Raw genomic sequence first — 26,563 nt, 5'->3', positions numbered from 1 at the left:
TTTACTTTAGGGTAAAGCGCGCGTAGAACCGCGAATAATCAGCTCGCAATCCATTAAACGCGAGCCGCTGCTCACATTTTGCCCCTGCATCTGATCGAGCAACAACAGCATCGCCTCGCGACCAATGTCAAAACGCGGCTGCGCCACGGTTGTCAACGGAGGGTCGCAAAACTCGGCCAGCGCGATATTGTCAAAGCCGATAATCGACAGATCGTCAGGCACTTTCAGACCCTGGCGCTTGGCCCAGGAGAGGGCGCCCAGCGCCATTACGTCGCTATGACAAAAGACGGCGGTAGGCGGCAACGGTTGCTCAAGCAACTGCTTTAATGCGTTTGCCCCGGCTTCAAAGGTAAAGTCGCCACGGGCGATGTAATGCGGATCGACCACAATGCCACTGCGTCTTAATGCCTGTACGTAACCTTGTAAGCGATAGTGACAGAGCGGCATATCTTCCGGCCCCGCAATACAACCAATTCGCTTGTGGCCCAAATCCAACAGGTAGTTCATGGCATTGAACGCGGCGGTGAGGTTATCAATATGTACCGTCGGCAGTTCAAGCTCCGGCGCGAACTCATTCGACATCACCATCGGAGGCAAATTGCGCTGCTCCTCAACGCTGGCGTCAAAGGGCAGTCGGGAACTGAGAAGTACCATGCCGTCGATCTGTTTGGTGATGATGAGATTAAGAAAGGTTTTTTCTTTCTGGTTTTGATGGGCGCAATCGCCAATCAGCACCAGATACCCCTGTTCTGCCGCGGTCACTTCGATACCGCGGATAATTTCACTGAAGAAGGGATCGCAAATATCCGGGACAATCACCAAAATCGTACGGGATTCATTGCGTTTTACATTTCGCCCCATCGACTGCGGGAAATAACCCACTTCAAGCGCGGCCTGTTCAACCCGGCTACGGGTCGACTGGGAGACTTTATCGGGGTTCATTAACGCGCGGGATACGGTTGCCGTAGAGACTTTCGCCTTCAACGCAACATCCTTCATCGTAGCGGCAGTAACCTGCTTGTTCGATTTCACTCTTTCTCCTCGCCTGGGAACTGCTGGCGCAGATCTATCCCTGGTAACACTCATCGAAAACATTTTTATCAGATAGTGCGTGGAAGCGGTTACAGAATTTTCATAAAAAGTGTGATGGATCTTTAATTTTACGATCCGCCTCGCATCGTGAGGACTATCCTTCAATCGGATCGACGTCCAGAACCCATTTAACTTTCCGCGCTTCCGGGAGCGTATTGATCAACGCCAGCGTGCCGCTGATGATGTGTTGCAGGCGAATCCGTGAAGGATGCTGAAGTAAAATTTGCCAGCGATAGCGGCCGCCGCGTTTTGGCGCGAGGGCCGGAACCGGACCTAAGATCCACAGCTTATCGTCTGATAGCGGGCTGGCCTGAATCAGATTACGCAACTGTTGGAGAAAGACGGGCGCCTGCTGATTGTTATGATCCTCTGCGCGAATAATGACGTGGCTGGTCCACGGCGGAAGCTGGAGCGTTTGCCGTTCCGCCAGCGCCTGCTCCGCAAACGCATCATAGCCTTTATACAGTAACGTTTGCAGCAGGGGATGCTCAGGATGGTGCGTTTGGAGCACCACTTCGCCCTGTTTGCCCGCGCGCCCGGCGCGGCCGGAAACCTGAGTGTAGAGCTGGGCGAAGCGTTCCGCCGAACGAAAATCTGCGGAAAAAAGCGCGCCATCGACATCCAGCAACGCCACCAGCGTGACATCCGGAAAGTGATGGCCTTTCGCCAGCATTTGTGTGCCTATCAGGATGCGTGCTCCGCCGCGGTGAACTTCCGCCAGATGCTGCTCCAGCGCGCCTTTACGACTGGTGGTATCACGGTCGATTCGTGAGATCGGCACGCCGGGGAAGAAGGGCGCCAGCACCTGCTCCAGCTGTTCCGTCCCTAACCCAACCGGTAACATATGTGTGGAGCCGCAGGAGGGGCACTGACGCGGTACCGGACGCTGGCTGTCGCAGTGATGGCAGCGTAAATGATGCTGCGCCTGGTGCAGCGTGTAGTAGTGATCGCAACGCGGGCACTCCGCAATCCAGCCGCAGTCGTGGCAAAGCAGCGCGGGCGCGAATCCCCGGCGGTTAAGAAATAAAATTACCTGATTGTCGGCCTGGAGATGTTGGCGCATACGGGCGATAAGGGCGGGCGCCAGTCCCGCCTGAAGACGCTGGCCTTTTAAATCCAGCACATGCTGCAGGGCTGGGCGGGCGTTGCCTGCGCGCCGCGTCAGACGCAGCATCCGGTATTTTTTCTGCCGCACGTTGCATAGCGTTTCCAGGGCTGGGGTGGCGGAGCCGAGAATAATCGGGATCTGCTCGCTATGGGCGCGATACACAGCCAAATCGCGGGCATGGTAGCGCCACCCTTCCTGCTGTTTATAAGAGCTGTCGTGCTCTTCGTCGATGACAATTACGCCAAGATTTTTAAACGGCGTAAACAGCGAGGAGCGCGTGCCGATGACAATCGCCGCTTCGCCGTTTTTCGCTTTCAGCCATGCCGAAAGACGCTCGCTGTCGTTTAGCCCGGAATGCAGCACTTCCACCGGCGCGTTAAAACGTTCGCGAAAACGGGCGATCGTTTGCGGCGTCAGGCCGATTTCCGGCACCATCACCAGCGCCTGTTTGCCCTGGGCGAGGACGTTTTCCAGCACGCTCAGATACACTTCGGTCTTGCCGGAACCGGTTACGCCTGCCAGCAACCAGGCGGAGAAACCGTCCGACGCGCTGTGAATCGCGCCGACTGCTGTCGCCTGTTCGGTATTCAGCCGCAGGCGCTCTCCTGCGACGGCATAACGCTCCCGCCAGTCGGTAAACGCGGGCGCTTCACTGGCAAGCTCACAAAGCCCCTTACGCCGCAGCGTTTGCAGCGTGGCGTCAGTAAAATCAAGCTCGGCTACCTGATAGCGCCAGATCTTTCCTTGCCGTAGCGCCGCCAGCGCCTGTTGTTGTTTGGCGGAGCGTTTCAGGCTGTTGATGTCGACGGCTTGCCCCTCTTCGGTGGCGAACCAATACCACAGGGGCGCGTTGCTGGCTGGTTTTCCCTGACGTAATAAAACCGGCAGAGCGTGAAACAGAACGTCGCCGAGGGGATGGTGGTAGTAATCCGCCGCCCAGAGGAGTAAGCGCCAGATGGAGGGAGAAAAGATTGGCTCGTTATCCAGGATTTCAATGACCGATTTTAATTCATTGAGCGGCAATTCGCTGTGGTCGCTAACCGAGACGACAATGCCCACGCGCTCTTGCTGCTTGCCGAACGGCACGCGCACGCGGCACCCGGCTTTGGCGACCCCGCCTTCCGGCAGCAGGTAATCAAAGGTTCGGGGAAGCGGAACGGGCAAGGCAACGTGCGCGACGGACATAGCATCTTCCTGACTTGAAATTTCGTCGGGTAGTATACACATTACGATAAGGGAGCGCGGATCAGTTTGCATACGGTGGTCAAATTCTGTATGATTCGCCGCCTTTGGTGCGTGTTGTGAGCATCAAACCCTTTACTATTAACTTCGCGTGGTGTCTGGCGTTAGGGCTGGAAGAGCGACGCGGCCTTACACTGAGGTTCCCCATGAAAAAAGGTATTCACCCGAATTACGTAGAAATTACTGCAACCTGTTCTTGCGGTAATGTTATCAAAACCCACTCTACCGTGGGTCACGACCTGAACCTGGACGTGTGCGGCAAATGCCACCCGTTCTTCACTGGTAAGCAGCGTGTTGTTGATACCGGTGGTCGTGTTGAGCGCTTCAACAAGCGCTTCAGCATCCCTGGCAGCAAATAAGTTACCGCCAGAAAAAAAAGCGCCGCAGGGCGCTTTTTTTGTTTTCTAGGGATAACAGTATTTGTTCAGACACATTCTGTGATCCGTAATCGCTTTCATTACGCTTCCTGCCGTGAGTTTTAACGAAGGATTTATAGTCAGTCCCGCACTTTCCAGCCCCTTCGCTGTCCATTTATTGCAGGTATTGAGTATGCCGTAGCGGCCATTCGCGGCGTAAAACTGGCTATCGCCGTAAATTCCTTGTTTTAACGGAATCAGATTACCCTCTTCGTCACGCGCAAAGCTGCGGCCCAGATAGCGCATCAGACTGTTACGCTGGTTTGTGTGCAGGAGCAGTGATTTTATCTCGCTACCGGCGAAATAGCGTTCTGGTTTACCGGAAAAGGCGACGATGTGCATAACCGCGCCGGATGACCAGAACATGGCCTGGAGCGTAAGCGCGGTGGTTATTTCTTGTGACTGATAAAAGCCCTTATCGCCCCAGCCGATTTCATACCACTGCGTCTCCTGAGCGAACCGTTTTTTAAGCTGTGGCAGAACGGTATTAACATCATGGGCCGGCGCAATAATTCCCGTGTGCCAGCCATGACTGACGATATAGATTTCCGTCGGGGAGGGCTGTCCGCCTGTCGTAGGTTTTACGGCTTGTGGAAAGGTTGTGCAGCCATATAGCAATAAACTTATCCAGGCGATAAAGAGATTTTTCATGACATATCACCAGCAAAGGCGCGGTATGTTGTGGCGTTTGTCTAATGACGCTGCGCTTATCGGGTCGGTGCCGGATTGGTAATTCATTGATATTTTTGCATTCCTCTTCGAGGGCAATAAGGCGAATGTCATAACTACAATACGTTTTAACCATTCAGGCGGAAGTTAGCTTCCGCCTGTTTTACTTTTACTATCTCGCTTTATTTTTTAAACATCTGCTCTGGATCGATAATCAGCGCCCGATAACCCAGCATACCGGCACGGTTACTGTGTACTTTTAGCTCCAGCATCACATCCTGAGTACCGTCTTTGACTTCATCCAGAACGGAAACGATCGGTTTTGTACCGCTCATTCCCGCTGTGGCCGAGTACATGAACATCGTTTTGGTTTCCGGGCGATATTCCGTGACGGAAGTAATGGCGCTGTACCAGTCAAAACCGCGCTCTTTACCATATTCCCACATTTGGGAAACCGTCATATTTTTTTCGTCAATTTGATATTCCACGCCGCGGGAATATTTCATTGATGGCATGGCCGGTTGTTCCATGCCGCGCGCATCGCCGTTATCAAAGGCGGTCACGACGGTTTTACCTCCGGTGCTTTTGGATGGCACTAACCAACCGGTATGTTGTGTCCATGTCCAGTCAAATCCACCGTCGCAGTGGTGCGCTTCGCAGGTTAGCGGTTTACCGTTGCTGTCTACGGGTTTCAGCACTTTTTTCGCCAGTTCGCCTTTCCAGCCGGATGGATCGGAAAGTATCCATTTCACTTTTTTATCGCGACCAATTTTGATGATGGCAGACTGGTGGCGCGAGCTAATGATAATGCTGTCGTCGCGAGGATCGTAGCTGACGGAGTTAACATGCGCCCAGTTGCGGCCCGGGCCGGAGCCCGCGATATCGCCGAAGGGTTGTTTTGCAAGCTGCTCTTTGGTCATGACCTGACCGGAATGTTCGGCATCGACGCTCAAACATACCGCTCCCTGATCCATCGCCAGAATAACGTCGTCACGATAGGGGTCGAGGATTTTTGGCAGATCCCAGTAATCGACGGTATCGCCGTTCTGGTCAACTTCAAGAATATGATCACGCACAGTATTGATGGTGTATTTACCATTTAATGGATAATTTTCTTTTGCGACACGCAGCAGGTAGGTGCCTTTCGGCGTTTCGGTAATGGCGTGCGAAAAATCAATAAATCCTTTTGGCAGTCGTTTATCGGAAATAACGCGGCCTAAGAAATCATATTTAAAGTAACGTTGACCCTGGCCAAACATAAGATTGCCATCGTTAACCTGATGGAAGCCCATCATGGAACCAAAGCGCGTTATATCATCCTGGTTACGGAATTTATCAATATTCATATAGCCGCGAACATCGCCATTCGTATCGCTAATCCAGTTGATACCGGTATAATCCCAGTTCGCCGCGCCGCCTGCGACATGCATAATGTGGCCGGCTCTTGGCATCCCCGTTATATGGTTAAAAAGATATAAGCGGTTTTTAAGCGAGCTATCGACTTTAACCGGTTCTACCGTAGGAAGAACGGCAGTTTGCCCGGTAGTAGAGGGTAATGATACCGGTGCGGCGTAAATGGACCACGTATAAGTTTGTTTTTTACCTTCTTCAGTCCAGTCAACTTTAACTTTATTGACATAATCTGGATACAAGCCAAATACAGGTATGCCGTCATGGGTATTTATAGCCTGCGGGCCGACATCATAACTGATCGGGATGCCTTTTTCCCCTTTCCCTAAAACGGTAACCTTCACGTCCTGTACATTATGATTGGCTTTATTAATGATTGCTGTTAATGGGAAAACGCCGCCGTAGGGAGCGACATCGACCATACCTAATGGCCCTTCATGGACTGGAATGACATCTGCTGATGCGACCATTGGCCTGTTTGGGTCTAAAACGCCTGAGGCCAAAACGCTGCCGCTCAAACACAGGCAGCATAATACAGGTAAGACTTTCCTTGTAAATAACATATTTATTTCCCCATTCGATATTATCGATAAAATGAATGTATATTAACCTTCTTATTTATCGGAGATGAAAAAACATTTAAAAAAGTAAAACAATCCGCGGAGGGGAATAATGATGTTGGTCACAAATATGAGGTGTCCATAGTCTTTTTAACAATACTCATTGTTATACTATTTGTTCAGTAAATATATGGCGCTGTATTATTATTCATATGCGCTTTGCTACGTGAAACATTAAATAAATATTAGAAGTTTAAATATAATAAAATTATATCGGTTATAACATGCCGGGAATTTTTTCCAGGAAAATAACGAAGAGAAACTTATCATGTCTGACAAATTTATCCACCGAGGGTTATTCGGGAAGATGAACATTTAGAACAATGTCGGAGATAGCCGTGTACAAGGGGAATCGTTAAAAAAGCGCGGCCAGAGGCGTTCTGACCGCATGCTTTGCTATCAGTATTCCCACGTTTCCGGATCAATCCCCAACTCACGCATGATCTCTTTTGCCGCTTCCGGGATTTCATCGCTGCGCTCTTTTCGCAGATCGGCATCATCCGGCAAGGGTTGCCCGGTAAAGGCGTGCAGAAATGCTTCACACAACAGCTCGCTGTTGGTGGCGTGGCGCAGGTTGTTCACCTGACGACGCGTACGTTCATCGGTGAGGATTTTTAACACCTTCAGAGGAATGGAAACCGTAATTTTTTTGACTTGCTCACTCTTCTTACCGTGCTCAGCGTATGGGCTGATATATTCGCCGCTCCATTCAGCCATGAGATACTTAATCCTCTTCGTCATTAATATTGAGGTCTGAACCTGAGCCCGGACCATAATCGCGCGTAGTTTACCGTAGTGGCGCGGCCCTGACACGAAGTTAGCGGTCGCAGATGTGCGCTAATGCATATAATTTTAACGGCTATTTGCGGTTTGCTCAATCTATACGCAAAGAAGTTTAGATGTCCAGATGTATTGACGTCTATTGTGGTAGTGGTTAATCTGTGGCCTGACTTTCACCGACTCAGCCAGGAATATCTTCATATGACGCGTAAACAGGCCACTATCGCAGTGCGTAGCGGATTAAACGATGACGAACAATACGGCTGCGTTGTGCCGCCAATCCATCTCTCCAGTACCTATAACTTTACCGGTTTCAATGAGCCGCGCGCGCATGATTATTCCCGCCGCGGTAATCCCACGCGTGATGTTGTTCAGCGCGCATTAGCGGAACTGGAAGGCGGCGCGGGCGCGGTATTGACGAATACCGGCATGTCGGCGATTCATCTGGTCACCACCGTTTTCCTCAAGCCGGGCGATCTGCTGGTCGCGCCGCATGATTGCTATGGCGGCAGTTATCGTCTGTTTGACAGTCTGGCGACACGCGGCTGTTATCGTGTGCGGTTTGTCGATCAGGGCGATGAACGCGCCTTACAGGCGGCGCTGGAAGAAAAACCGAAGCTGGTACTGGTAGAAAGTCCAAGTAATCCATTGTTACGCGTGGTGGATATTGCGAAAATCTGTCGGCTGGCGCGCGAGGCGGGCGCAGTGAGCGTCGTTGATAACACGTTTTTAAGCCCGGCGCTGCAAAATCCGCTGGCGTTGGGTGCCGATCTGGTGTTGCATTCATGCACGAAATATCTCAACGGTCATTCGGATGTCGTGGCCGGCGTGGTGATTGCTAAAGATCCGGAAGTGGTCACTGAACTGGCGTGGTGGGCGAATAATATTGGCGTGACCGGCGGGGCGTTTGATAGCTATCTGCTGCTGCGCGGTTTGCGAACTCTGGTGCCGCGTATGGAGCTGGCGCAGCGCAACGCGCAGGCGATTGTGAAATATCTGCAAACCCAGCCGTTGGTGAAAAAACTGTATCATCCGTCGCTGCCGGAAAATCAGGGGCATGAAATTGCCGCGCGCCAGCAAAAAGGCTTTGGCGCAATGTTGAGTTTTGAACTGGATGGGGATGAGGAGACGCTGCGTCGTTTTCTGGGCGGGCTGTCGCTGTTTACGCTGGCGGAATCTTTAGGGGGAGTGGAAAGTTTGATCTCTCACGCCGCCACCATGACGCATGCCGGGATGTCGCCGCAGGCGCGTGCCTCCGCCGGGATCTCCGAAACGCTACTGCGTATCTCCACCGGTATTGAAGATGGCGAAGATTTAATTGCCGACCTGGAAAATGGCTTCCGGGCTGCAAACAAGGGGTAAACATGAGTGTGATTGCGCAGGCAGGGGCGAAAGGTCGTCAACTGCATAAATTTGGCGGCAGTAGTCTGGCGGATGTGAAGTGTTACCTGCGTGTCGCAGGCATTATGGCGGAGTATTCGCAGCCTGACGATATGATGGTAGTGTCCGCCGCAGGCAGTACCACCAACCAGTTGATTAGCTGGCTCAAGTTAAGCCAGACCGATCGCCTTTCTGCGCATCAGGTATTACAGACGTTACGCCGCTACCAGTGCGATCTGATTAGCGGGCTGCTTCCCGCCGACGCGGCAGATGATTTAACCAGCGCTTTTATTAGCGATCTGGAACGTCTTGCCGCCTTGCTCGACGGCGGCGTAACGGATGCCGTCTATGCTGAGATCGTCGGACACGGCGAAATTTGGTCGGCGAGATTGATGTCCGCCGTCCTGAATCAGCAGGGGCTGGATGCCGCCTGGCTGGACGCGCGCGCATTTTTACGCGCCGAACGCGCCGCACAGCCGCAGGTTGATGAAGGGCTATCTTATCCTTTATTGCAGCAGCTACTGGCGCAGCATCCGGGCAAACGTCTGGTCGTGACCGGCTTTATCAGCCGCAATCATGACGGCGAAACAGTCCTGTTAGGCCGGAACGGTTCCGACTATTCCGCCACGCAAATCGGCGCGCTGGCGGGCGTTTCCCGCGTGACCATCTGGAGCGATGTCGCGGGCGTTTATAGCGCCGACCCGCGCAAAGTGAAAGATGCCTGCCTGCTGCCGTTGCTGCGTCTGGACGAAGCCAGCGAGCTGGCGCGTCTGGCGGCGCCTGTTCTGCACGCCCGCACGCTACAGCCAGTGTCCGGCAGCGATATCGATTTGCAGTTGCGCTGTAGCTACACGCCGGATCAAGGGTCAACCCGAATTGAACGAGTGCTGGCTTCCGGGACGGGCGCGCGTATCGTGACCAGTCACGATGATATCTGTCTGATTGAGTTTCAGGTGCCAGCCAGCCAGGATTTCAGGCTGGCGCATAAAGAGCTCGACCACATTTTAAAACGGGCGCAGGTGCGTCCGCTGGCGGTGGGCGTGCATCGCGATCGCCAGCTATTGCAGTTCTGCTATACCGCCGAGGTAGCGGATAGCGTACTGAAACTCCTCGACGATGTCGGGCTGCCGGGCGAATTGCGCCTGCGACAGGGGCTGGCGCTGGTGGCGATGGTCGGTGCGGGCGTCACTCGCAATCCGCTACACTGCCATCGCTTCTGGCAGCAGTTGAAAGGTCAGCCAGTGGAGTTTACCTGGCAGTCGGAGGAGGGCATCAGTCTGGTGGCGGTGCTGCGTACCGGCCCAACTGAGAGCCTGATTCAGGGGCTGCATCAGTCTGTTTTCCGCGCCGAAAAACGCATTGGCCTGATGCTGTTCGGTAAGGGGAACATCGGCTCCCGTTGGCTGGAACTGTTTGCCCGTGAACAAAGCACGCTTTCCGCGCGTACTGGTTTTGAATTTGTGCTGGCGGGCGTGGTGGATAGCCGCCGTAGCCTGTTGAATTATGAAGGGCTGGACGCCAGCCGCGCGTTGGCATTCTTTGATGATGAAGCCGTTGAGCAGGACGAAGAGTCGCTATTCCTGTGGATGCGTGCGCATCCGTATGATGATTTAGTGGTGCTGGATGTAACCGCCAGTGCACAGTTAGCCGATCAGTACCTTGATTTCGCCAGCCACGGTTTTCATGTGATTAGCGCCAATAAACTGGCGGGCGCAAGCGCCAGCGATAAGTATCGCCAGATTCATGACGCGTTTGAAAAAACCGGGCGTTACTGGCTGTATAACGCCACCGTGGGCGCGGGATTGCCGATCAACCACACGGTGCGGGATCTGATTGACAGCGGCGATACGATTCTCTCGATCAGCGGGATCTTCTCCGGGACGCTATCCTGGCTGTTCCTGCAATTTGACGGTACGGTGCCGTTCACCGATCTGGTGGATCAGGCCTGGCAGCAGGGGCTGACCGAACCCGATCCGCGCGTCGATCTTTCCGGAAAAGATGTCATGCGTAAGCTGGTGATTCTGGCGCGCGAGGCGGGATACGACATCGAGCCGGATCAGGTGCGTGTAGAATCGTTGGTGCCGGCGCATTGTGAAGAAGGATCTATCGATCACTTTTTCGAAAACGGCGACGCGCTGAATGAACAGATGGTGCAGCGTCTGGAGGCAGCCCGCGAACTGGGGCTGGTGTTGCGTTACGTGGCGCGTTTCGACGCCAATGGCAAAGCGCGCGTCGGCGTTGAAGCGGTGCGTCCGGAACATCCGCTGGCGGCGCTGCTGCCGTGCGATAATGTCTTTGCTATTGAAAGCCGCTGGTATCGCGATAACCCGCTGGTGATCCGTGGGCCGGGCGCGGGTCGCGATGTGACCGCCGGGGCGATTCAGTCGGATATCAACCGTCTGGCGCAGTTGCTGTAATAAAGGCAAGTTCGTGAGCGAAGCGCCGGGTTGCGCTTCGCTCCCTCATCAATACGTTATGCAGTCATTCTGTAGATACTGATATACGAAGCGCCATCCGATTGCTGACGAAACATTATGGCGTGATGCTTTTTACATTCTCAACCCGGACATCCATCCGGGGGTAAGGAATATTGATGCCGTTTTCATCCATTGCTTCCTTGATATTTTCCAGAAGATCGTAGTAAGTACTCCAGTACTGAGCGTTGGGCACCCATACGCGAACATAGAAATTCAGGCTAGAGGGCGCAAGTTCGCCCAGGCGGACCGTAATATCGCGGGTTTTATCAATGCGATGATCTTGCTCAATAATACGATGTATCACGTTTTTTACGTCAGCAATACGGCTTTGGTAATCCACGCCAATAATCAGATCAATACGTCGATAGGGGTGTCGTGAATAGTTGATAATATTATCAGCAATAATTTTACCATTCGGGATGACAACTTCTTTGCTATCCGCAGTGAGCAGAGTGGTGGAGAAAATATGGACCTTTTCTACTGTGCCGATAACCAGGCCAATTTGTACAATTTCCCCGGCGCGGAAAGGACGCAGGGAGACAAGCAGTACGCCTGCGGCAAAGTTGGAAAGTGACCCTTGCAGCGCCAGGCCAATGGCTAAACCCGCCGCGCCGATAACGGCAATAATTGAGGAGGTTTCTATACCGACACGGCCAAGAGCGGCTACTGCCGTGAAAGCTATCGTGATGTAGCGAACCAGCGCGGAGAAAAAGTGGACAATAGTGGCATCCACTTGCCGCCTGAGAAGTAATTTTTCCAGCCCCCTCGATAGTAAGCGAGCTATTAACTTACCGATGAAAAGTAGAATGATGGCGGCAACAACATTCCAGCCAAAATGAATTACCGAGTCACTGTGCTCGGCCATCCATTTGATCGCGCCTTTAATTTTTGGAAATAACTCAAAACCTTCCATGTTTATCCTCTGTCAGCAGTATCCGCGGTATTAGCGGTAATAAAACGGTTCATTTTTGCCTGGATAATCGCCGCGCCGACGGGTGGCAGCAGTAACGCCCAGAATAGTGTCCAGCCGGTTCGTATTCCGCCATCTTCGTTTTTATTCGCCAGCAGAGCGCGGATTTCGTCGCTAAGCGTCAGACACAATATGGCTGTGCCAAACGGCATAATGGCTGACAGCCATCCCGCGCCACATGCGGTCATGAGTCGGGGCGAAGGCGCCACAAATTGCATTTCCCGGTGAATTCTGAAGAACCAATAAATAATATAAAATGGAATGAAAAAGCCCAATAATGCGACGACAAGGGGTTCTGCGCACTCAGGTCGCTGGGTTGATGAGAACCTTTTGGGCGGTGCAATATAGAAAAGTTCTTTTTTGAGCGGTAATAGTAGCAAAAGCGCGATAACCGCTAAAGTAATTACGATTATTCCTATATAAGGAATTGAGTATATAAATATAGACAGATAGCCAGCGATGATAAATTTGAACAGTAAGCAGAGGCTAAATAAAATAACAAATGTCTGAGCACTGCCGATAGCGCTGAAAAGCAGCATGGGGACTAACAGCGTTATGATCCCCATACCCAGATTAATTAAAAACTGCGCTATGATAAGCCTGACTACGTCAGACGGGCCATTTATGCAGAAGGAACAGACCACGCCAATGATTAACAGGAGCGCAACAAAGTAGAAGGGGTAACAATTTTTTATACGGCAGACAAACCAGCTGGCAACCATACCCAGGAGGTATCCCAGTTGGCCGCAAACGAGAATAACACCAATACGATCGGCTGGAATAGACAGTGATTTACTCCAAAAATAAACACCATACGACGATCCCAGCGAACTGATAAAAGAGAGCACCAAAAAGAAAAAAGTGATCCCCCAGAATCGATAGCTACTCAGGAGATCGGCGCAGGTCCATTTTTTATCTGACATTGACGGTAAAGTAATTTCCATATTTATCCCTTGTTTTCCATAGAAAATAAGAATGTATAGAACTATTTAAATTGATAATAAATATTGATTATGTGAATAACGTTTATAGCCGATCTTAACTTAAAACGAAGGGCCATTTTATAAAATAGTTCTATTCTTTTTCAGCGTATAAAAGCAGGATGTGAGGTGATTAAATCTATAGCGCCTTCTGAATGATAATCTGTGATTTTTTATGCGTGGCATTACATCATTGGGTTAAATGTGATTCCATTGTGAATTATATTTTTCCGTCAGAAAATACAGAATTTGCGTGACGCGTTTGGCGGAATAGTGGGTGCTTTGCTGGAATTCAGGTTGTTGCCATAGCCAGGTAACAAAGCGGCGACTGGCCGCCAGATTAACGGCGACACCTTGTTCTAAGTGGGAACCGGTTAACGAACAGACCATTTTGCGGTTGTGACCTTGCCCCCAGAGTTGCCACTGATTTTGCCACCATCCCTGCCATGTTTTGCCTAACAGTTGCCACTCTGCGCGGCAATCGTCATCGTTTATCTCTTCCTCAACGAACCACAGCGAGGAGAGACGCTGGCGAAACCGCTCCGCCCATGCCGTAATGACCGCGCCGCGCAAAAAACACTCATGGGCAATGATGTGTGTCGCGACATCAGGAAAGCGGTTTTTCAGCACCCGAAAATGACCATGCGCCGTAATGACCGGGCGAAGTATTGTTCCTTGCGCGTTACGTTTAAGCGCCGCCGGGCCATACTGAATCTCATCGAACTGACTTCGCTGTAAAAATTGCCGTTCTTTAATGGCGATACGGTGAATAATATCGCCCTTCTCGCCCTCGGGCGGCGCAATTCCTTTCCAGTGGTAATGCAAACTTTTTCCGGCAGACAGTAACGTGAAATTGCTGGAAAGGTGAAGAATATTGCCGCGAACAGCATCAAAACTGAATAAAAAGTACAATTGCTGGAAGGCATTCGCTCCCTGAAACGGTACGAGCAGCGGAATACTGCAAATCTGTTCCGGCGTTTCGGCGACATTCAGCGCGTGCTGTTTTGGCGTCCAGACTTTCTTACAGTACTGGCACTGAAGTCGCTGCGTTCCGCCGGGATTACGTCCATAACGAATCCATGTTTTTTGATAGCAGTCGGGGCAAAAGTGACCATGCTCTTTGGCATATTGCGCGATATAAGCAGACGCCCAGCGGCGAAATTCCCCCTCGTTGAAGAGCGGCGGATAACTGCCGCAGGCTCGACAATGCAATGCCGGATAACCCAGGCGATAGTCCGGCCACACATAATCCGGCGAGTCAGGCAGCCCAAGATTGCGACAACCAGCGCTTTTGCAGGCATTAATGGTGAACAGAGGCGGCATACATTTTACCAACGATTTTGGCAGGTCGTTGATTCTGCCTTCATAAAACGGTACGCGGGTGTGAGGACTCTCACATAAAAAAACCTTTCAGAACGTAACGTAGCGAATCTTTATATGACTGAAAGGGACTTATTTATGAAAGTAAAACTGCTTGCTGCCGGTATTTTGTTCACGCTGCCGTTCTGGGCCTGCGCCAAAGATGTCACCATTATTTACACCAACGATCTACACGCCCATGTGGAGCCTTATAAAGTACCGTGGATTGCTGACGGTAAACGCGATATTGGCGGTTGGGCCAATATCACCACGCTGGTGAAGCAGGAAAAAGCCAAAAATAAGGCGACGTGGTTTTTTGATGCCGGAGATTACTTTACCGGACCGTATATCAGCAGCCTGACGAAGGGTAAAGCGATTATCGATATTTTGAATACCATGCAGTATGACGCTGCCACTATCGGTAATCATGAGTTCGATCATGGCTGGGACAATACATTGTTGCAACTGAGCCGGGCGAAATTCCCTATCGTACAGGGCAATATTTTTTATGAGGACAGCAGTAAATCCTTCTGGGATAAGCCGTACACCATTGTTGAAAAAGATGGCGTCAAGATTGGCGTAATCGGCTTACACGGTGTCTTTGCTTTTAATGATACGGTATCCGCCGCGACGCGCGTGGGCATTGAGGCACGCGATGAAATTAAGTGGCTGCAACGTTACATTGATGAACTTAAAGGTAAAGTCGATCTGACCGTCGCGCTGATCCACGAAGGCACCCCGGCCCGCCAGTCCAGCATGGGGAATACCGATGTGCGACGCGCGCTGGATAAAGATATTCAGACCGCAAGTCAGGTAAAAGGGCTGGATATTTTGATTACCGGCCACGCGCATGTCGGTACGCCAGAACCGATTAAAGTCGGTAATACGCTGATCCTCTCAACGGACAGCGGCGGTATTGATGTGGGTAAACTGGTGCTGGATTACAAAGAGAAACCACACCACTTTACGGTGAAGAACTTCGAGCTGAAGACCATTTTTGCTGATGAGTGGAAGCCAGATCCGCAAACGAAACAGGTGATCGACGGCTGGAACAAAAAGCTCGATAAAGTCGTGCAGCAAACGGTGGCGCAGTCGCCGGTTGAGCTGACCCGCGCGTATGGCGAATCGTCGTCGCTGGGGAATCTGGCGGCGGATGCGCTGCTTTTTACGGCGGGGAAAGACACCCAGTTAGCGCTTACTAACTCTGGCGGTATCCGCAACGAAATCCCGGCTGGCGCGGTGACGATGGGGGCGGTAATCAGTACCTTCCCGTTCCCTAATGAACTGGTCACGATGGATTTAACCGGTAAACAATTGCGCAGCCTGATGGAGCATGGCGCTGGCTTAAGCAACGGCGTATTGCAGGTGTCTAAAGGGCTGGAGATGAAGTATGACAGCAGCAAACCTATCGGCCAGCGGGTTACCGTGCTGACGCTCAATGGCAAGCCGATTGACGATGCTACGGTTTATCACATCGCTACCAACAGCTTCCTTGCCGACGGCGGCGATGGTTTTGCGGCATTCACGGAAGGCCAGGCGCGGAACACCTCCGGCGGCTACTATGTGTCGAATGCGATAGTTGATTACTTTAAGGCGGGCAACACCATCACGGATGAGCAGCTCAAAGGAATGCGCGTTGCGGATGTGAAGAAGTAATTTCCCCTGCCGCGGCGCGTTCAGTGTCGCGGCGTGACATGAAGAAAATTCAACTTTGCTGAATATTCCTCATTCTTTGGCGTGATTTTTCAGTTGACGTCCTTCTGCTTTTCCGTCATTTTTACATCTGGACGTCTAAACGGATAGATGTTTACAACACAACAAATAATAACATGCGATTGATGAGGTAAGGTATGAGCTTTTTTCACGCCAACCAGCGGGAAGCCCTGAATCAGAGCCTGGCGGAAGTACAGGGTCAGATTAACGTTTCGTTTGAATTTTTCCCGCCGCGCACCAGTGAAATGGAGCAAACCCTGTGGAACTCCATCGATCGCCTGAGCAGTCTGAAACCGAAGTTTGTTTCGGTAACGTATGGCGCCAACTCCGGGGAACGCGACCGCACCCATAGCGTTATTAAAGGCATCAAAGAGCGTACTGGGCTTGAGGCCGCGCCGCACCTTACCTGTATTGACGCCACGCGCGATGAACTGCGCACCATCGCCCGCGACTACTGGAATAACGGTATCCGCCACATTGTCGCTTTGCGCGGCGATTTGCCGCCGGGCAGCGGTAAGCCGGAGATGTACGCCGCCGATCTGGTTGGTTTGCTCAAAGAGGTGGCCGATTTCGATATTTCAGTAGCGGCCTATCCGGAGGTACATCCGGAAGCGAAAAGCGCGCAGGCCGATCTGCTTAATCTGAAGCGTAAAGTGGATGCTGGCGCTAACCGCGCGATAACCCAATTTTTCTTCGATGTGGAAAGCTACCTGCGTTTTCGCGACCGCTGTGTTTCTGCCGGTATCGACGTAGAAATTATTCCCGGCATTTTACCGGTGTCTAACTTTAAACAGGCAAAAAAATTTGCCGATATGACCAATGTCCGCATTCCGTCCTGGATGTCACTGATGTTTGAGGGGCTGGATAATGACGCAGAAACCCGCAAGCTGGTGGGCGCTAACATTGCGATGGACATGGTGAAAATTTTAAGCCGTGAAGGAGTGAAGGATTTCCACTTCTACACGTTGAATCGTGCGGAAATGAGTTATGCCATTTGCCACACGCTGGGCGTAAGACCGGGTTTATAACCTCCAGCTCCCTGCCGGGAGCTTTATTACAACTCATATTGATCTACATCTCTGTAACTAAAAATATAAAAGGTATTAGCTATCGAATCTGTGGATTAATTCAACTATATCTATTTGCTCCTGGTGTATATCGTAACGGTAACACTTTAAAAGGGAGCTGAGATATGAGCACGACCGACGATACCCATAACACGTTATCCACTGGAAAATGTCCTTTCCATCAGGGGGGGCATGACCGAAGCGCAGGCGCAGGGACTGCCAGCCGCGACTGGTGGCCGAACCAGCTTCGCGTGGATCTTTTGAATCAACATTCCAACCGTTCTAACCCGCTGGGTGAAGACTTTGACTACCGCAAAGAGTTTAGCAAGTTAGACTACTCCGCCCTGAAAGGGGATCTCAAGGCGCTGCTGACCGATTCACAACCGTGGTGGCCCGCTGACTGGGGCAGCTATGTCGGTTTGTTTATTCGTATGGCCTGGCATGGCGCTGGCACCTACCGTTCTATTGATGGTCGTGGCGGCGCGGGTCGTGGTCAACAGCGTTTTGCGCCGCTTAACTCCTGGCCGGATAACGTCAGCCTGGATAAGGCGCGTCGTTTGTTGTGGCCGATTAAGCAGAAATATGGCCAGAAAATTTCCTGGGCCGACCTGTTTATTCTGGCGGGTAACGTGGCGCTGGAAAACTCCGGCTTCCGTACCTTCGGTTTCGGCGCCGGGCGTGAAGATGTCTGGGAACCGGATCTGGATGTGAACTGGGGCGATGAAAAAGCCTGGTTGACTCACCGACACCCTGAAGCGCTGGCAAAAGCGCCGCTGGGCGCGACCGAGATGGGCCTTATCTACGTTAACCCGGAAGGGCCGGATCACAGCGGCGAACCACTTTCTGCCGCCGCCGCTATTCGCGCTACCTTTGGCAATATGGGGATGAACGACGAAGAGACCGTGGCGTTGATCGCTGGCGGGCATACCCTCGGTAAAACCCACGGCGCGGCAGCGGCATCCCATGTAGGGGCCGATCCGGAAGCCGCGCCGATTGAAGCGCAGGGCTTAGGTTGGGCCAGCAGCTATGGTAGTGGCGTTGGCGCGGATGCTATCACCTCCGGGCTGGAAGTGGTCTGGACGCAGACGCCGACCCAGTGGAGCAACTATTTCTTCGAGAACCTGTTCAAATATGAGTGGGTACAAACCCGTAGTCCGGCTGGCGCTATCCAGTTTGAAGCGGTAGACGCGCCGGACATCATCCCGGACCCGTTCGATCCGTCGAAAAAACGTAAGCCAACCATGCTGGTCACCGACCTGACGCTGCGTTTTGATCCGGAGTTCGAGAAGATTTCCCGTCGTTTCCTTAACGATCCGCAGGCCTTTAATGAAGCCTTTGCTCGTGCCTGGTTCAAACTGACGCACAGAGATATGGGACCAAAAGCGCGTTACATCGGACCGGAAGTGCCGAAAGAAGATCTGATCTGGCAGGACCCGTTGCCGCAACCGCTCTATCAGCCAACGCAGGAAGACATTATCAACCTGAAAGCGGCGATCGCTGCATCCGGGCTTTCTATTAGCGAGATGGTTTCGGTTGCCTGGGCATCCGCGTCTACTTTCCGCGGCGGCGATAAGCGTGGCGGCGCTAACGGCGCGCGTCTGGCATTAGCGCCTCAGCGCGACTGGGATGTCAACGCCGTTGCGGCTCGCGTTCTGCCGGTATTAGAAGAGATCCAGAAAACGACGAATAAAGCCTCGCTGGCCGATATTATTGTGCTGGCGGGCGTGGTCGGTATCGAGCAGGCGGCCGCTGCTGCGGGTGTCAGCATCAGCGTACCTTTTGCGCCGGGCCGGGTGGATGCGCGTCAGGATCAGACCGACATCGAGATGTTCTCGCTGCTTGAACCGATTGCTGATGGATTCCGTAACTATCGTGCGCGTCTGGATGTGTCGACGACCGAATCGCTGTTGATTGATAAAGCGCAGCAGTTAACGTTGACCGCGCCGGAAATGACGGTACTGGTTGGCGGGATGCGTGTGCTGGGAACCAACTTTGACGGCAGCCAGAACGGTGTCTTTACCGACAGACCGGGCGTGCTCAGCACTGACTTCTTCGCTAATCTGCTGGATATGCGTTACGAGTGGAAGCCCACCGACGACGCTAATGAGCTGTTCGAAGGCCGGGATCGTCTGACTGGCGAGGTAAAATACACGGCGACCCGCGCCGATCTGGTGTTTGGTTCCAACTCCGTACTGCGCGCGCTGGCGGAAGTTTACGCGTGTAGCGATGCGCACGAGAAGTTTGTGAAGGACTTCGTCGCGGCATGGGTGAAAGTGATGAACCTGGACCGTTTCGATCTGCAATAATCTGACAGGTTAATTCGTCAGCGGCTGCTATTCGGTAGTCGCTGACGTTTTCCTCGTTTAATGCGAAAAATAACGAAAATGCCCCGTGACTTTCCAGTTAAATAATACATCTTCCTCCTGTGCTCCCGCGCCTATGTTATGCACAACCAGCGGCACCCCTTCAGGCGTGACGTTCAGGGATACCACGCCAATATGCGCAAGGCCGTTATCCAGTCGCCAGGAGACAATATCTCCCGGTTGATAATCGCTATATTTATCTGTCACCGGCAAAGCTTTGTTTTGACGCTGGAACCAGGTTTCCAGATTCGGAACGCGGCGATGGTCGATATTGCTGTCCGGGCGTTTCAGCTTCCAGTTATTCGGGTAGGCAGAGAAATGCGCCTGCATGTCTTCATGTACCCGTTTCTGTAAATCAACCTGCTGACTGCGCAGCGCGCGGATGACGACATCTGCACATACGCCACGCTCCAGCGGAAGATCGCCATTCGGATAATCCAGACGAACATAGGCAGCATCATAAAATAGCGTCTTACCTATTTGCGTCCCGGCACTTTGGGCGATTGCAGCATTAGTTTGCGCCTGAACGGTTATTGGTCTGGTATCAGAGCGTGGCGAATGATGAGAGATATGGCTAATAAAAAAAGCAGCAAGAATACCGATAAGCGCCTGTGCGAATTTCATCTTCTTCGTCCGTGAAGTGTGTCAGTACGTCATTTGACTTTCCGCGGAGAGAATGGTGCGTGATAAAAAAGTCTATTTCAGGACAAAATGGACTGATTCCAGGCTATGGAATACCTGATGATGGCGCTTCGCTTACCCGGCCTGGATGATTGGATAACAAGGCCAGATAAGGTGCCTGTGTCGATATTCGGCAACTGAATTCTGTTGGGTCAGCAAGCTGAAATACTCCTGACTATCGTCAGGAGTATTGCTCAGACCTTATTCCCATTCCTGCAAGAAGCGTTGACCGTACTGGTCGGCGACCAGCAGCGCGGCGTACACTTCATCCGGCGTTGCGCCGCCAGGCATGTTATGAATAGTTTCACCTTCTGCGTAGGAGGCTTCCGCGACGGTGCGCATCTTGGCCGGAATATCCTGTTTAATATCCAGTTGCGCCAGCGTAATCGGCAGGCCAACGGAATGGCACAGCGCCGCAACGGTTTCGATTTCTTCGACCGGCGCGTTTTCCAGCACCAGTTGCGTCAGCGTACCGAAAGCGACCTTCTCACCGTGATAATAGTGGTGCGCATCCGGAATCGCCGTTAAACCGTTATGAATCGCGTGCGCTGCGGCCAGACCGCCGCTTTCAAAACCGACCCCGCTCAGGTAGGTGTTGGCTTCGATGACGCGTTCCAGCGCTGGCGTGACGACGTGCTGTTCGGCGGCCAACATGGCTTTTTCGCCTTCTTCGATCAGCGTGTTATAGCATAGCTCCGCCAGCGCCAGCGCGGCCTGTGTACACTTGCCGCCCGCCATTGTGGTGGCGCCGCTGCGTGAGCAGGCGCGCGCTTCAAACCAGGTCGCCAGTGCATCGCCGATACCGGCTGCCAGCAGACGCGCCGGCGCGCCCGCCACTATCTGCGTATCGACAATAACCATATTCGGGTTATGCGGCAGCAGCAGATAACGGTCAAACTCACCGGCATCGGTATAAATAACCGAGAGTGCGCTGCACGGTGCGTCGGTAGAGGCGATGGTCGGCGCGATAGCGACCGGGACGTTCATAAAGTGCGCCAGCGCTTTGGCGGTATCCAGCGTTTTACCGCCGCCGATACCCAGTACGGCGCCACACTGACTTTTTTCGGCGACGGCGCGCAGCCTGTCGATCTCATTTTGCGAACATTCGCCGCCAAACGGGGCGATTTCTACTGACAAACCGGCATCCGTCAGGCTTTTGCGCAGCGTCTCTTCGGCAAATCCCAGCACGAATTTATCGCCCACAACCAGCCAGTTGTTCGCCATTGGTTTTAAATAATCGCCAAGACGCGCGATGACGTTTGCACCCTGAATATACTTACCTGGTGACTGAATAATGCGATCCATACATTTCTCTCCTACAGGTTCAGATTACCAAAAGCGTTTTTCCAGTCTTGCTCAAACTTCTCTATTGCCGACTCTACCGCAGGCGTATTGAGCATTTGTTGCGCTACATCTAAAGGAAGGGTAATCGCCTGGCAACCTGCCAGTAAGCAATCCAGCGCCTGCCGCGGCGTTTTAAAGCTGGCCGCCAGTACCATGCTGTCGGGCGCGTGATGTTCCAGTAGCGTTTGCAGCTCCTGAACCATACGAATGCCATCGCCGCCCTGCGCATCAACGCGGTTGACGTAGGGAGCGACATATTTTGCGCCCGCCAGCGCCGCCAGCAGGCCCTGCGACGCGCTGTAGACGGCGGTGCCCAGCGTCACGATGCCTTCTTTTTTCAGCAATTTAATCGCTGCAAGACCTTCGGCGGTCACCGGAATTTTCACCACAATGCCGGGGATGGCGTTATTCAGTCGTTTGGCTTCTTCCACCATCCCTTTCGCGTCGCGGCTCATGGTCTGCGCAAATAAAGTGCCTTCTTCGCCGATGGCGTTTTGCAGCCTGGGCAGCACATCCCAGATAGATTCTTTGCTGGCTGCCACAATGCTTGGATTGGTGGTGACGCCGGCAATCGGGAAAATGCGCGCCAGACGTTCAACTTCCGCCACGTTAGCGGTATCCAGATAGAGTTCCATAGTCTTTCCTTTACAGTTCAAGTTCATGTTGCAGCAGGCTGGCGATAGCGTCGGCGGAAGCGGCGTTAACCAGCGTGTTGCGGAATTCTTCGTGCATGATGCGGCGGGCCAGGCGCGAGAAAATACGCATATGCTGGTCGCCCGCGGCGTGTTTGTTAAGCGTCAGCATAATGATGAACTGCGCCTCGTCATCTCCCCAGCGTACCGGCGCGTTCAGGCGCGCCACGCTGATGGTGGACTGTTCGATATGTTCCGATTTGCTGTGCGGAATGGCAAAGCTAAAGCCCAGTCCGGTGGAGAATACCGCCTCGCGCGCCCATAGATCGGCTTCCAGTTTGCGCGGGTAGCGGCAGCGGCCCGCCAGCAGCAGATTGTCGGTCATGCCTTTAATCACTTCCTCTTTGCTGCGCCAGTCGCTATCAAGCGTTATGCATTGGGCGGTAACCAGCGGGGCATCCTGCTGCGACATGCGGAACTGCGCCAGCAGATGCTCCACCTCCAGCGAGGTGCGGCAGGCCATCGCCTGATTCAACAACTGGCGGCAGGCTCGGCTGTCGAGTTGTGCCATCCGCGCTTTGGCGGCGGGAATCGACGGCGCGCCCATGCTGATCTCGTCCAGCCCCAGACCTACCAGCAATGGCAGAACCGAACCTTTGGCCCCCAGTTCGCCGCACAGACCAATCCATTTGCCCTGACGATGTACCGCCTGCACCGCGAAATCCAACGCGCGCAGGAAGGCGGGATTCAGGCTGTTGTAGTGACGAGTGACTTTGGCGTTATCACGGTCTACCGCCAGCAGGTATTGTGTTAGATCGTTACTACCAATACTAAAGAAATCAATCTCTTCACAGCATTGATCGATGATGAACATCACCGACGGCACTTCCAGCATAATGCCGAGTGGGATCTTCTCATCGAACGGGATATGTTCATTACGCAGCTGCTGTTTGGCTTCCGCCAGCTTCTCTTTGACCCACAGAATCTCTTCCATAGAGGAGATCATCGGGATCATGATTTTCAGGTTGCCGTGGGCGGACGCGCGGAGGATCGAGCGTAGCTGGGTGGTAAACAGAGAAGCGTACTCTTCATAAATACGGACGGCGCGATAGCCGAGGAATGGGTTGGCTTCGGCAGGAATATTCAGATAATCAACGGGCTTATCGCCGCCTATATCCATTGTGCGCACAATAATGCTGCGTCCCTTTGCGGACTCCAGCGCCTGGCAAAAAATATTGTACAGCTCGTTTTCGTCCGGCGCGCAGGCGCGGTCCATATACAGCATTTCTGTGCGGAACAGGCCAACCGCTTCCGCGCCGTTACTAAAGGCCGCTTGCGCCTCGACGGAGTGCGCGATGTTGGCGGCGACCTCCATGCGGATGCCGTCAGCGGTGCGCGCTTCCTGGGTCAGCCAGATGCGCTGCTGTTCGCGCAGGGCGTCTTGCACGCGGGCTTCCTGCTGATAGTAACGAGTGACAGGCTCGTCAGGCGCAACGACAATCGCGCCTGCGTTGCCGTCAATATAAACCGTCTGCTGACGCCACGGTGTTAAGGCCTCAATCTCCACGCCAACCAGGGTGGGAATGTTGAATGAGCGGGCGAGAATCACCGTGTGCGAAGTGGTGCCGCCGCTTTTTAACAGCAGACCTTTGAGAAAGGTTTTATCCAGTTCGAGGAACTGGCTTGGCGTCAACTCTTCCGCCATACAGATAGATGGCCGGGTCAACTGGCCCGGCGCCGGAAAGCGCTGCTCACCGTAAATGTGTTGCAGTAACTGGAAGCAAACGTCACGAACATCCAGCGCGCGTTCCTGTAAATAGCTGCTGCTGGCGCGAGCGAACTCATTGCAGAAATGGTTCGCGCTTTCCACGATTGCCTGCGCGCAGCTTAAACCGCGCAGAACGCCGTCCAGTAAATGCTGACACAGTGAAGCGTCGCCTGCCAGTGAACGATGGGCTTCCAGAATCGCGCTGGCGGCACCGTCACTGTCGAGCTGACGAAACTCAATATGCTTTATCAACATCGCTAAGCCATTGTCCAGCGCGGCTTGTTCCGTTTCTGTGTCGTTGGCGGTCGGGAGTTCGCCGAGCGCATTGAGATCCAGGGAAGAGAGTGGCGTCAGTACGCCGCCCGCGCTGCCGCTACACACGCTACGGGCGCGGTAAATCTGCGGATTCAGCTGGGTCAACGACGCCGGAAGCGGCTCCAGTTCGCTGTTTTTAATCTCCGCCAGCGGCGCGTCGCAGAGTGGGAATTCATCGCGCAGCCATTGACTCAGACGCTGACAGGCAACCTGTTCATCGGCACCGGAAATCACCAGCTGACAGTGGTCGCCAGCCAGCGTGTCGGTGCCAATCAGCGCCAGCGCGCTTTTGGCGCTGCCTTTGCGATCGGTGCGCAGGTTGTGCCACTCAATTTGCGACGTGAAGGTATTACACAGCGTTTCTACGTGGCTTGCCGGGCGCGCATGTACGCCATTCGGCAGTTCACAGGTAAATTCCACAATCAGGGGCATTGCCTCTCTCCCATAACGATTCTCTCGCTACAGCATAAAAGGAGGTAGCCGGAATACGCCATGTGACAAATCTGTCAAAAGCTGGATAAATGTAATGTAGCGCAAAAAGTGCGAGTTGTCTCACAACTTAGCGTGGTAGCGCAGGTTTTACCTTTTTCAGAAGTTATGAAGCGGATCGCATTTTTATACTGATATTACAAAAATCCAGTAAATGGCCTTTTTATCCACTGTCTGCGCGACAATGGATTGCCTATTGTTTTCCGCAGTAACTTTATGGACATGGGCTTTATCCAGCCCGGGAGCGACTTATGAAAGAGTTGGTACAGATCCTGAAAAATACCCGCCAGCACCTGATGACCGGTGTTTCGCATATGATCCCCTTTGTGGTGGCTGGCGGAATTTTGCTGGCAGTCTCCGTCATGCTATATGGCAAGGGCGCCGTACCCGATGCCGCCACCGATCCGAATCTTAAAAAACTGTTTGATATCGGTGTCGCTGGGCTGACGCTGATGGTGCCTTTCCTCGCCGCATACATTGGCTACTCCATTGCCGAACGCTCCGCGCTGGCTCCTTGCGCGATTGGTGCCTGGGTGGGTAACAGCTTCGGCGCGGGCTTTTTCGGGGCACTTATCGCCGGACTTATCGGCGGGATCGTGGTGCATTACTTGAAGAAAATCCCGGTGCATAAGGTGCTGCGTTCTGTGATGCCTATTTTTGTGATTCCCATCGTTGGCACTTTTATCACCGCGGGCATCATGATGTGGGGGCTGGGCGAACCGATCGGTGCGCTGACAAGCAGCCTGACCCAATGGCTGCAAGGGATGCAGCAGGGCAGCATCGTGCTGCTGGCGGTGATCATGGGGCTGATGCTGGCTTTTGATATGGGCGGCCCGGTTAACAAAGTCGCTTATGCGTTCATGCTGATTTGCGTGGCGCAGGGCGTATATACCGTGGTGGCTATCGCCGCGGTGAGCATCTGCGTACCGCCACTGGGACTGGGGCTGGCGACGCTGATTGGCCGCAAGAATTTTTCTGTTGAAGAGCGCGAAGCCGGTAAAGCCGCGCTGGTCATGGGCTGCGTGGGCGTAACGGAAGGGGCGATTCCTTTCGCCGCTGCCGATCCGCTGCGCGTGATCCCATCCATTATGGTGGGCTCCGCTTGCGGTGCGGTAATGGCCGCGCTGTTTGGCGCGCAGTGTTATGCCGGTTGGGGCGGTTTAATTGTTCTGCCAGTCGTGGAAGGCAAGCTGGGTTATGTCGCGGCAGTCGCCGTGGGCGCGGTGGTAACGGCAGTCTGCGTTAACGTGCTGAAAAGCCTGACGCGTAAGAATGTGTCGCAAGTTGACGAAAAAGAAGACGACCTGGCTTTAGATTTTGAGATGAATTAAGCGAGGAATAAGCCATGACTAAAATTATTGCAGTAACCGCGTGTCCTTCTGGTGTTGCGCATACCTATATGGCGGCTGAAGCGCTGGAAAGCGCAGCCAAAGCGAAAGGTTGGGATGTGAAAGTGGAGACTCAGGGCTCGATTGGGCTGGAAAATGAACTGACGGCAGAGGATGTGGCGAGCGCCGATATGGTGATTTTGACTAAAGATATCGGCATCAAGTTCGAAGAGCGGTTTGCGGGTAAAACTATCGTTCGCGTCAATATCAGCGACGCGGTAAAACGCGCCGACGCCATTATGAACAAGATTGACGCCCATCTTTCGCAAACCGCGTAACGTTAAAATGCCCGATGGCGCA

General features: G+C 53.1%; 20 protein-coding genes. 8 read left to right on the top strand and 12 right to left on the bottom strand.

The features are described 5' to 3' along the window. Positions 1-6: 6 nt before the first annotated feature. Together cytR and priA are read right to left on the bottom strand one after the other, a co-directional pair. Positions 7-1,032, bottom strand: a complete 1,026-nt coding sequence (gene cytR, locus QEN31_RS22365; RefSeq protein WP_000841337.1) for a DNA-binding transcriptional regulator CytR — start codon at positions 1,030-1,032, stop codon at positions 7-9. 154 nt (positions 1,033-1,186) lie between these two features. Beyond that, the gene (priA, locus tag QEN31_RS22360) at positions 1,187-3,385 is read right to left on the bottom strand and encodes a primosomal protein N' (protein WP_000109401.1); all 2,199 of its coding nucleotides are present in this window, start codon (positions 3,383-3,385) and stop codon (positions 1,187-1,189) included. A 203-nt stretch (positions 3,386-3,588) separates the two neighbouring features. Here priA and rpmE point away from each other — a divergent pair, with 203 nt between their 5' ends. Continuing rightward, positions 3,589-3,801, top strand: coding sequence for a 50S ribosomal protein L31 (gene rpmE / locus QEN31_RS22355; protein WP_000715284.1), 213 nt, complete (start codon positions 3,589-3,591; stop codon positions 3,799-3,801). A 45-nt stretch (positions 3,802-3,846) separates the two neighbouring features. Here rpmE and QEN31_RS22350 read toward each other — a convergent pair whose 3' ends face one another. From QEN31_RS22350 to metJ, 3 genes are all read right to left on the bottom strand, one after another. Then, entirely contained in the window at positions 3,847-4,509 is a 663-nt protein-coding gene (locus QEN31_RS22350; RefSeq protein ID WP_000792787.1) for a TIGR02117 family protein, read from the bottom strand. A gap of 200 nt (positions 4,510-4,709) precedes the next feature. Next, complete coding sequence (locus tag QEN31_RS22345; RefSeq protein WP_000899636.1) at positions 4,710-6,500, bottom strand: aryl-sulfate sulfotransferase; 1,791 nt, start codon at positions 6,498-6,500, stop codon at positions 4,710-4,712. A 456-nt stretch (positions 6,501-6,956) separates the two neighbouring features. Next, positions 6,957-7,274: a met regulon transcriptional regulator MetJ gene (metJ, locus tag QEN31_RS22340; protein WP_000852810.1), complete on the bottom strand. Its 318-nt coding sequence runs from the start codon at positions 7,272-7,274 to the stop codon at positions 6,957-6,959. 264 nt (positions 7,275-7,538) lie between these two features. On the opposite strand from metJ, the gene metB reads away from it, so the two are divergent. Both metB and metL read left to right on the top strand, forming a co-directional pair. Continuing rightward, entirely contained in the window at positions 7,539-8,699 is a 1,161-nt protein-coding gene (gene metB, locus QEN31_RS22335) for a cystathionine gamma-synthase (RefSeq protein ID WP_000197217.1), read from the top strand. A gap of 2 nt (positions 8,700-8,701) precedes the next feature. After that, complete coding sequence (gene metL / locus QEN31_RS22330) at positions 8,702-11,134, top strand: bifunctional aspartate kinase/homoserine dehydrogenase II (protein WP_000110806.1); 2,433 nt, start codon at positions 8,702-8,704, stop codon at positions 11,132-11,134. 115 nt (positions 11,135-11,249) lie between these two features. Here metL and mscS read toward each other — a convergent pair whose 3' ends face one another. The 3 genes from mscS to QEN31_RS22315 all read right to left on the bottom strand — a co-directional run bounded on the left by mscS (position 11,250) and on the right by QEN31_RS22315 (position 14,467). Then, on the bottom strand, positions 11,250-12,107 hold the full coding sequence (gene mscS / locus QEN31_RS22325) for a small-conductance mechanosensitive channel MscS (RefSeq protein ID WP_000398249.1): 858 nt from the start codon (positions 12,105-12,107) through the stop codon (positions 11,250-11,252). Between the two features lie 2 nt (positions 12,108-12,109). Continuing rightward, positions 12,110-13,108 (bottom strand): hypothetical protein, encoded by a 999-nt coding sequence (locus tag QEN31_RS22320; protein ID WP_000406820.1) that lies wholly within the window; start codon positions 13,106-13,108, stop codon positions 12,110-12,112. Between the two features lie 234 nt (positions 13,109-13,342). Beyond that, positions 13,343-14,467: a cytoplasmic protein gene (locus QEN31_RS22315; protein ID WP_099949736.1), complete on the bottom strand. Its 1,125-nt coding sequence runs from the start codon at positions 14,465-14,467 to the stop codon at positions 13,343-13,345. A gap of 135 nt (positions 14,468-14,602) precedes the next feature. Here QEN31_RS22315 and QEN31_RS22310 point away from each other — a divergent pair, with 135 nt between their 5' ends. The 3 genes from QEN31_RS22310 to katG all read left to right on the top strand — a co-directional run bounded on the left by QEN31_RS22310 (position 14,603) and on the right by katG (position 19,589). Further along, entirely contained in the window at positions 14,603-16,159 is a 1,557-nt protein-coding gene (locus tag QEN31_RS22310; protein ID WP_000865249.1) for a bifunctional metallophosphatase/5'-nucleotidase, read from the top strand. A 194-nt stretch (positions 16,160-16,353) separates the two neighbouring features. Further along, positions 16,354-17,244: a methylenetetrahydrofolate reductase gene (metF, locus tag QEN31_RS22305; protein ID WP_000007508.1), complete on the top strand. Its 891-nt coding sequence runs from the start codon at positions 16,354-16,356 to the stop codon at positions 17,242-17,244. A 164-nt stretch (positions 17,245-17,408) separates the two neighbouring features. After that, positions 17,409-19,589: a catalase/peroxidase HPI gene (gene katG / locus QEN31_RS22300; RefSeq protein WP_000108103.1), complete on the top strand. Its 2,181-nt coding sequence runs from the start codon at positions 17,409-17,411 to the stop codon at positions 19,587-19,589. Between the two features lie 57 nt (positions 19,590-19,646). Here the strand turns inward: katG and QEN31_RS22295 are convergent, their stop codons facing one another. From QEN31_RS22295 to ptsP, 4 genes are all read right to left on the bottom strand, one after another. Next, complete coding sequence (locus QEN31_RS22295) at positions 19,647-20,270, bottom strand: DUF1287 domain-containing protein (protein ID WP_000666689.1); 624 nt, start codon at positions 20,268-20,270, stop codon at positions 19,647-19,649. A 258-nt stretch (positions 20,271-20,528) separates the two neighbouring features. Continuing rightward, positions 20,529-21,632 carry a bifunctional L-1,2-propanediol dehydrogenase/glycerol dehydrogenase gene (gldA, locus tag QEN31_RS22290; RefSeq protein ID WP_064239810.1) on the bottom strand — a complete coding sequence of 368 codons (1,104 nt, stop codon included), beginning with the start codon at positions 21,630-21,632 and terminating at the stop codon, positions 20,529-20,531. An 11-nt stretch (positions 21,633-21,643) separates the two neighbouring features. After that, positions 21,644-22,306, bottom strand: coding sequence for a fructose-6-phosphate aldolase (gene fsa / locus QEN31_RS22285; RefSeq protein ID WP_000424866.1), 663 nt, complete (start codon positions 22,304-22,306; stop codon positions 21,644-21,646). Between the two features lie 10 nt (positions 22,307-22,316). Beyond that, on the bottom strand, positions 22,317-24,818 hold the full coding sequence (gene ptsP, locus QEN31_RS22280) for a phosphoenolpyruvate--protein phosphotransferase (protein ID WP_023245394.1): 2,502 nt from the start codon (positions 24,816-24,818) through the stop codon (positions 22,317-22,319). 308 nt (positions 24,819-25,126) lie between these two features. Between ptsP and QEN31_RS22275 the strand changes: the two genes are divergently transcribed. Together QEN31_RS22275 and QEN31_RS22270 are read left to right on the top strand one after the other, a co-directional pair. Beyond that, the gene (locus QEN31_RS22275; RefSeq protein WP_064239809.1) at positions 25,127-26,206 is read left to right on the top strand and encodes a PTS fructose transporter subunit EIIC; all 1,080 of its coding nucleotides are present in this window, start codon (positions 25,127-25,129) and stop codon (positions 26,204-26,206) included. 14 nt (positions 26,207-26,220) lie between these two features. Further along, positions 26,221-26,541: a PTS fructose-like transporter subunit IIB gene (locus QEN31_RS22270; protein WP_000161258.1), complete on the top strand. Its 321-nt coding sequence runs from the start codon at positions 26,221-26,223 to the stop codon at positions 26,539-26,541. Positions 26,542-26,563 lie beyond the last annotated feature (22 nt).

The organism is Salmonella sp. SA15303 (assembly GCF_029962125.1).
GTDB classification, from domain to species: Bacteria; Pseudomonadota; Gammaproteobacteria; order Enterobacterales; family Enterobacteriaceae; genus Salmonella; species Salmonella enterica.
This window is presented reverse-complemented; position numbering and strand designations above follow the sequence as displayed.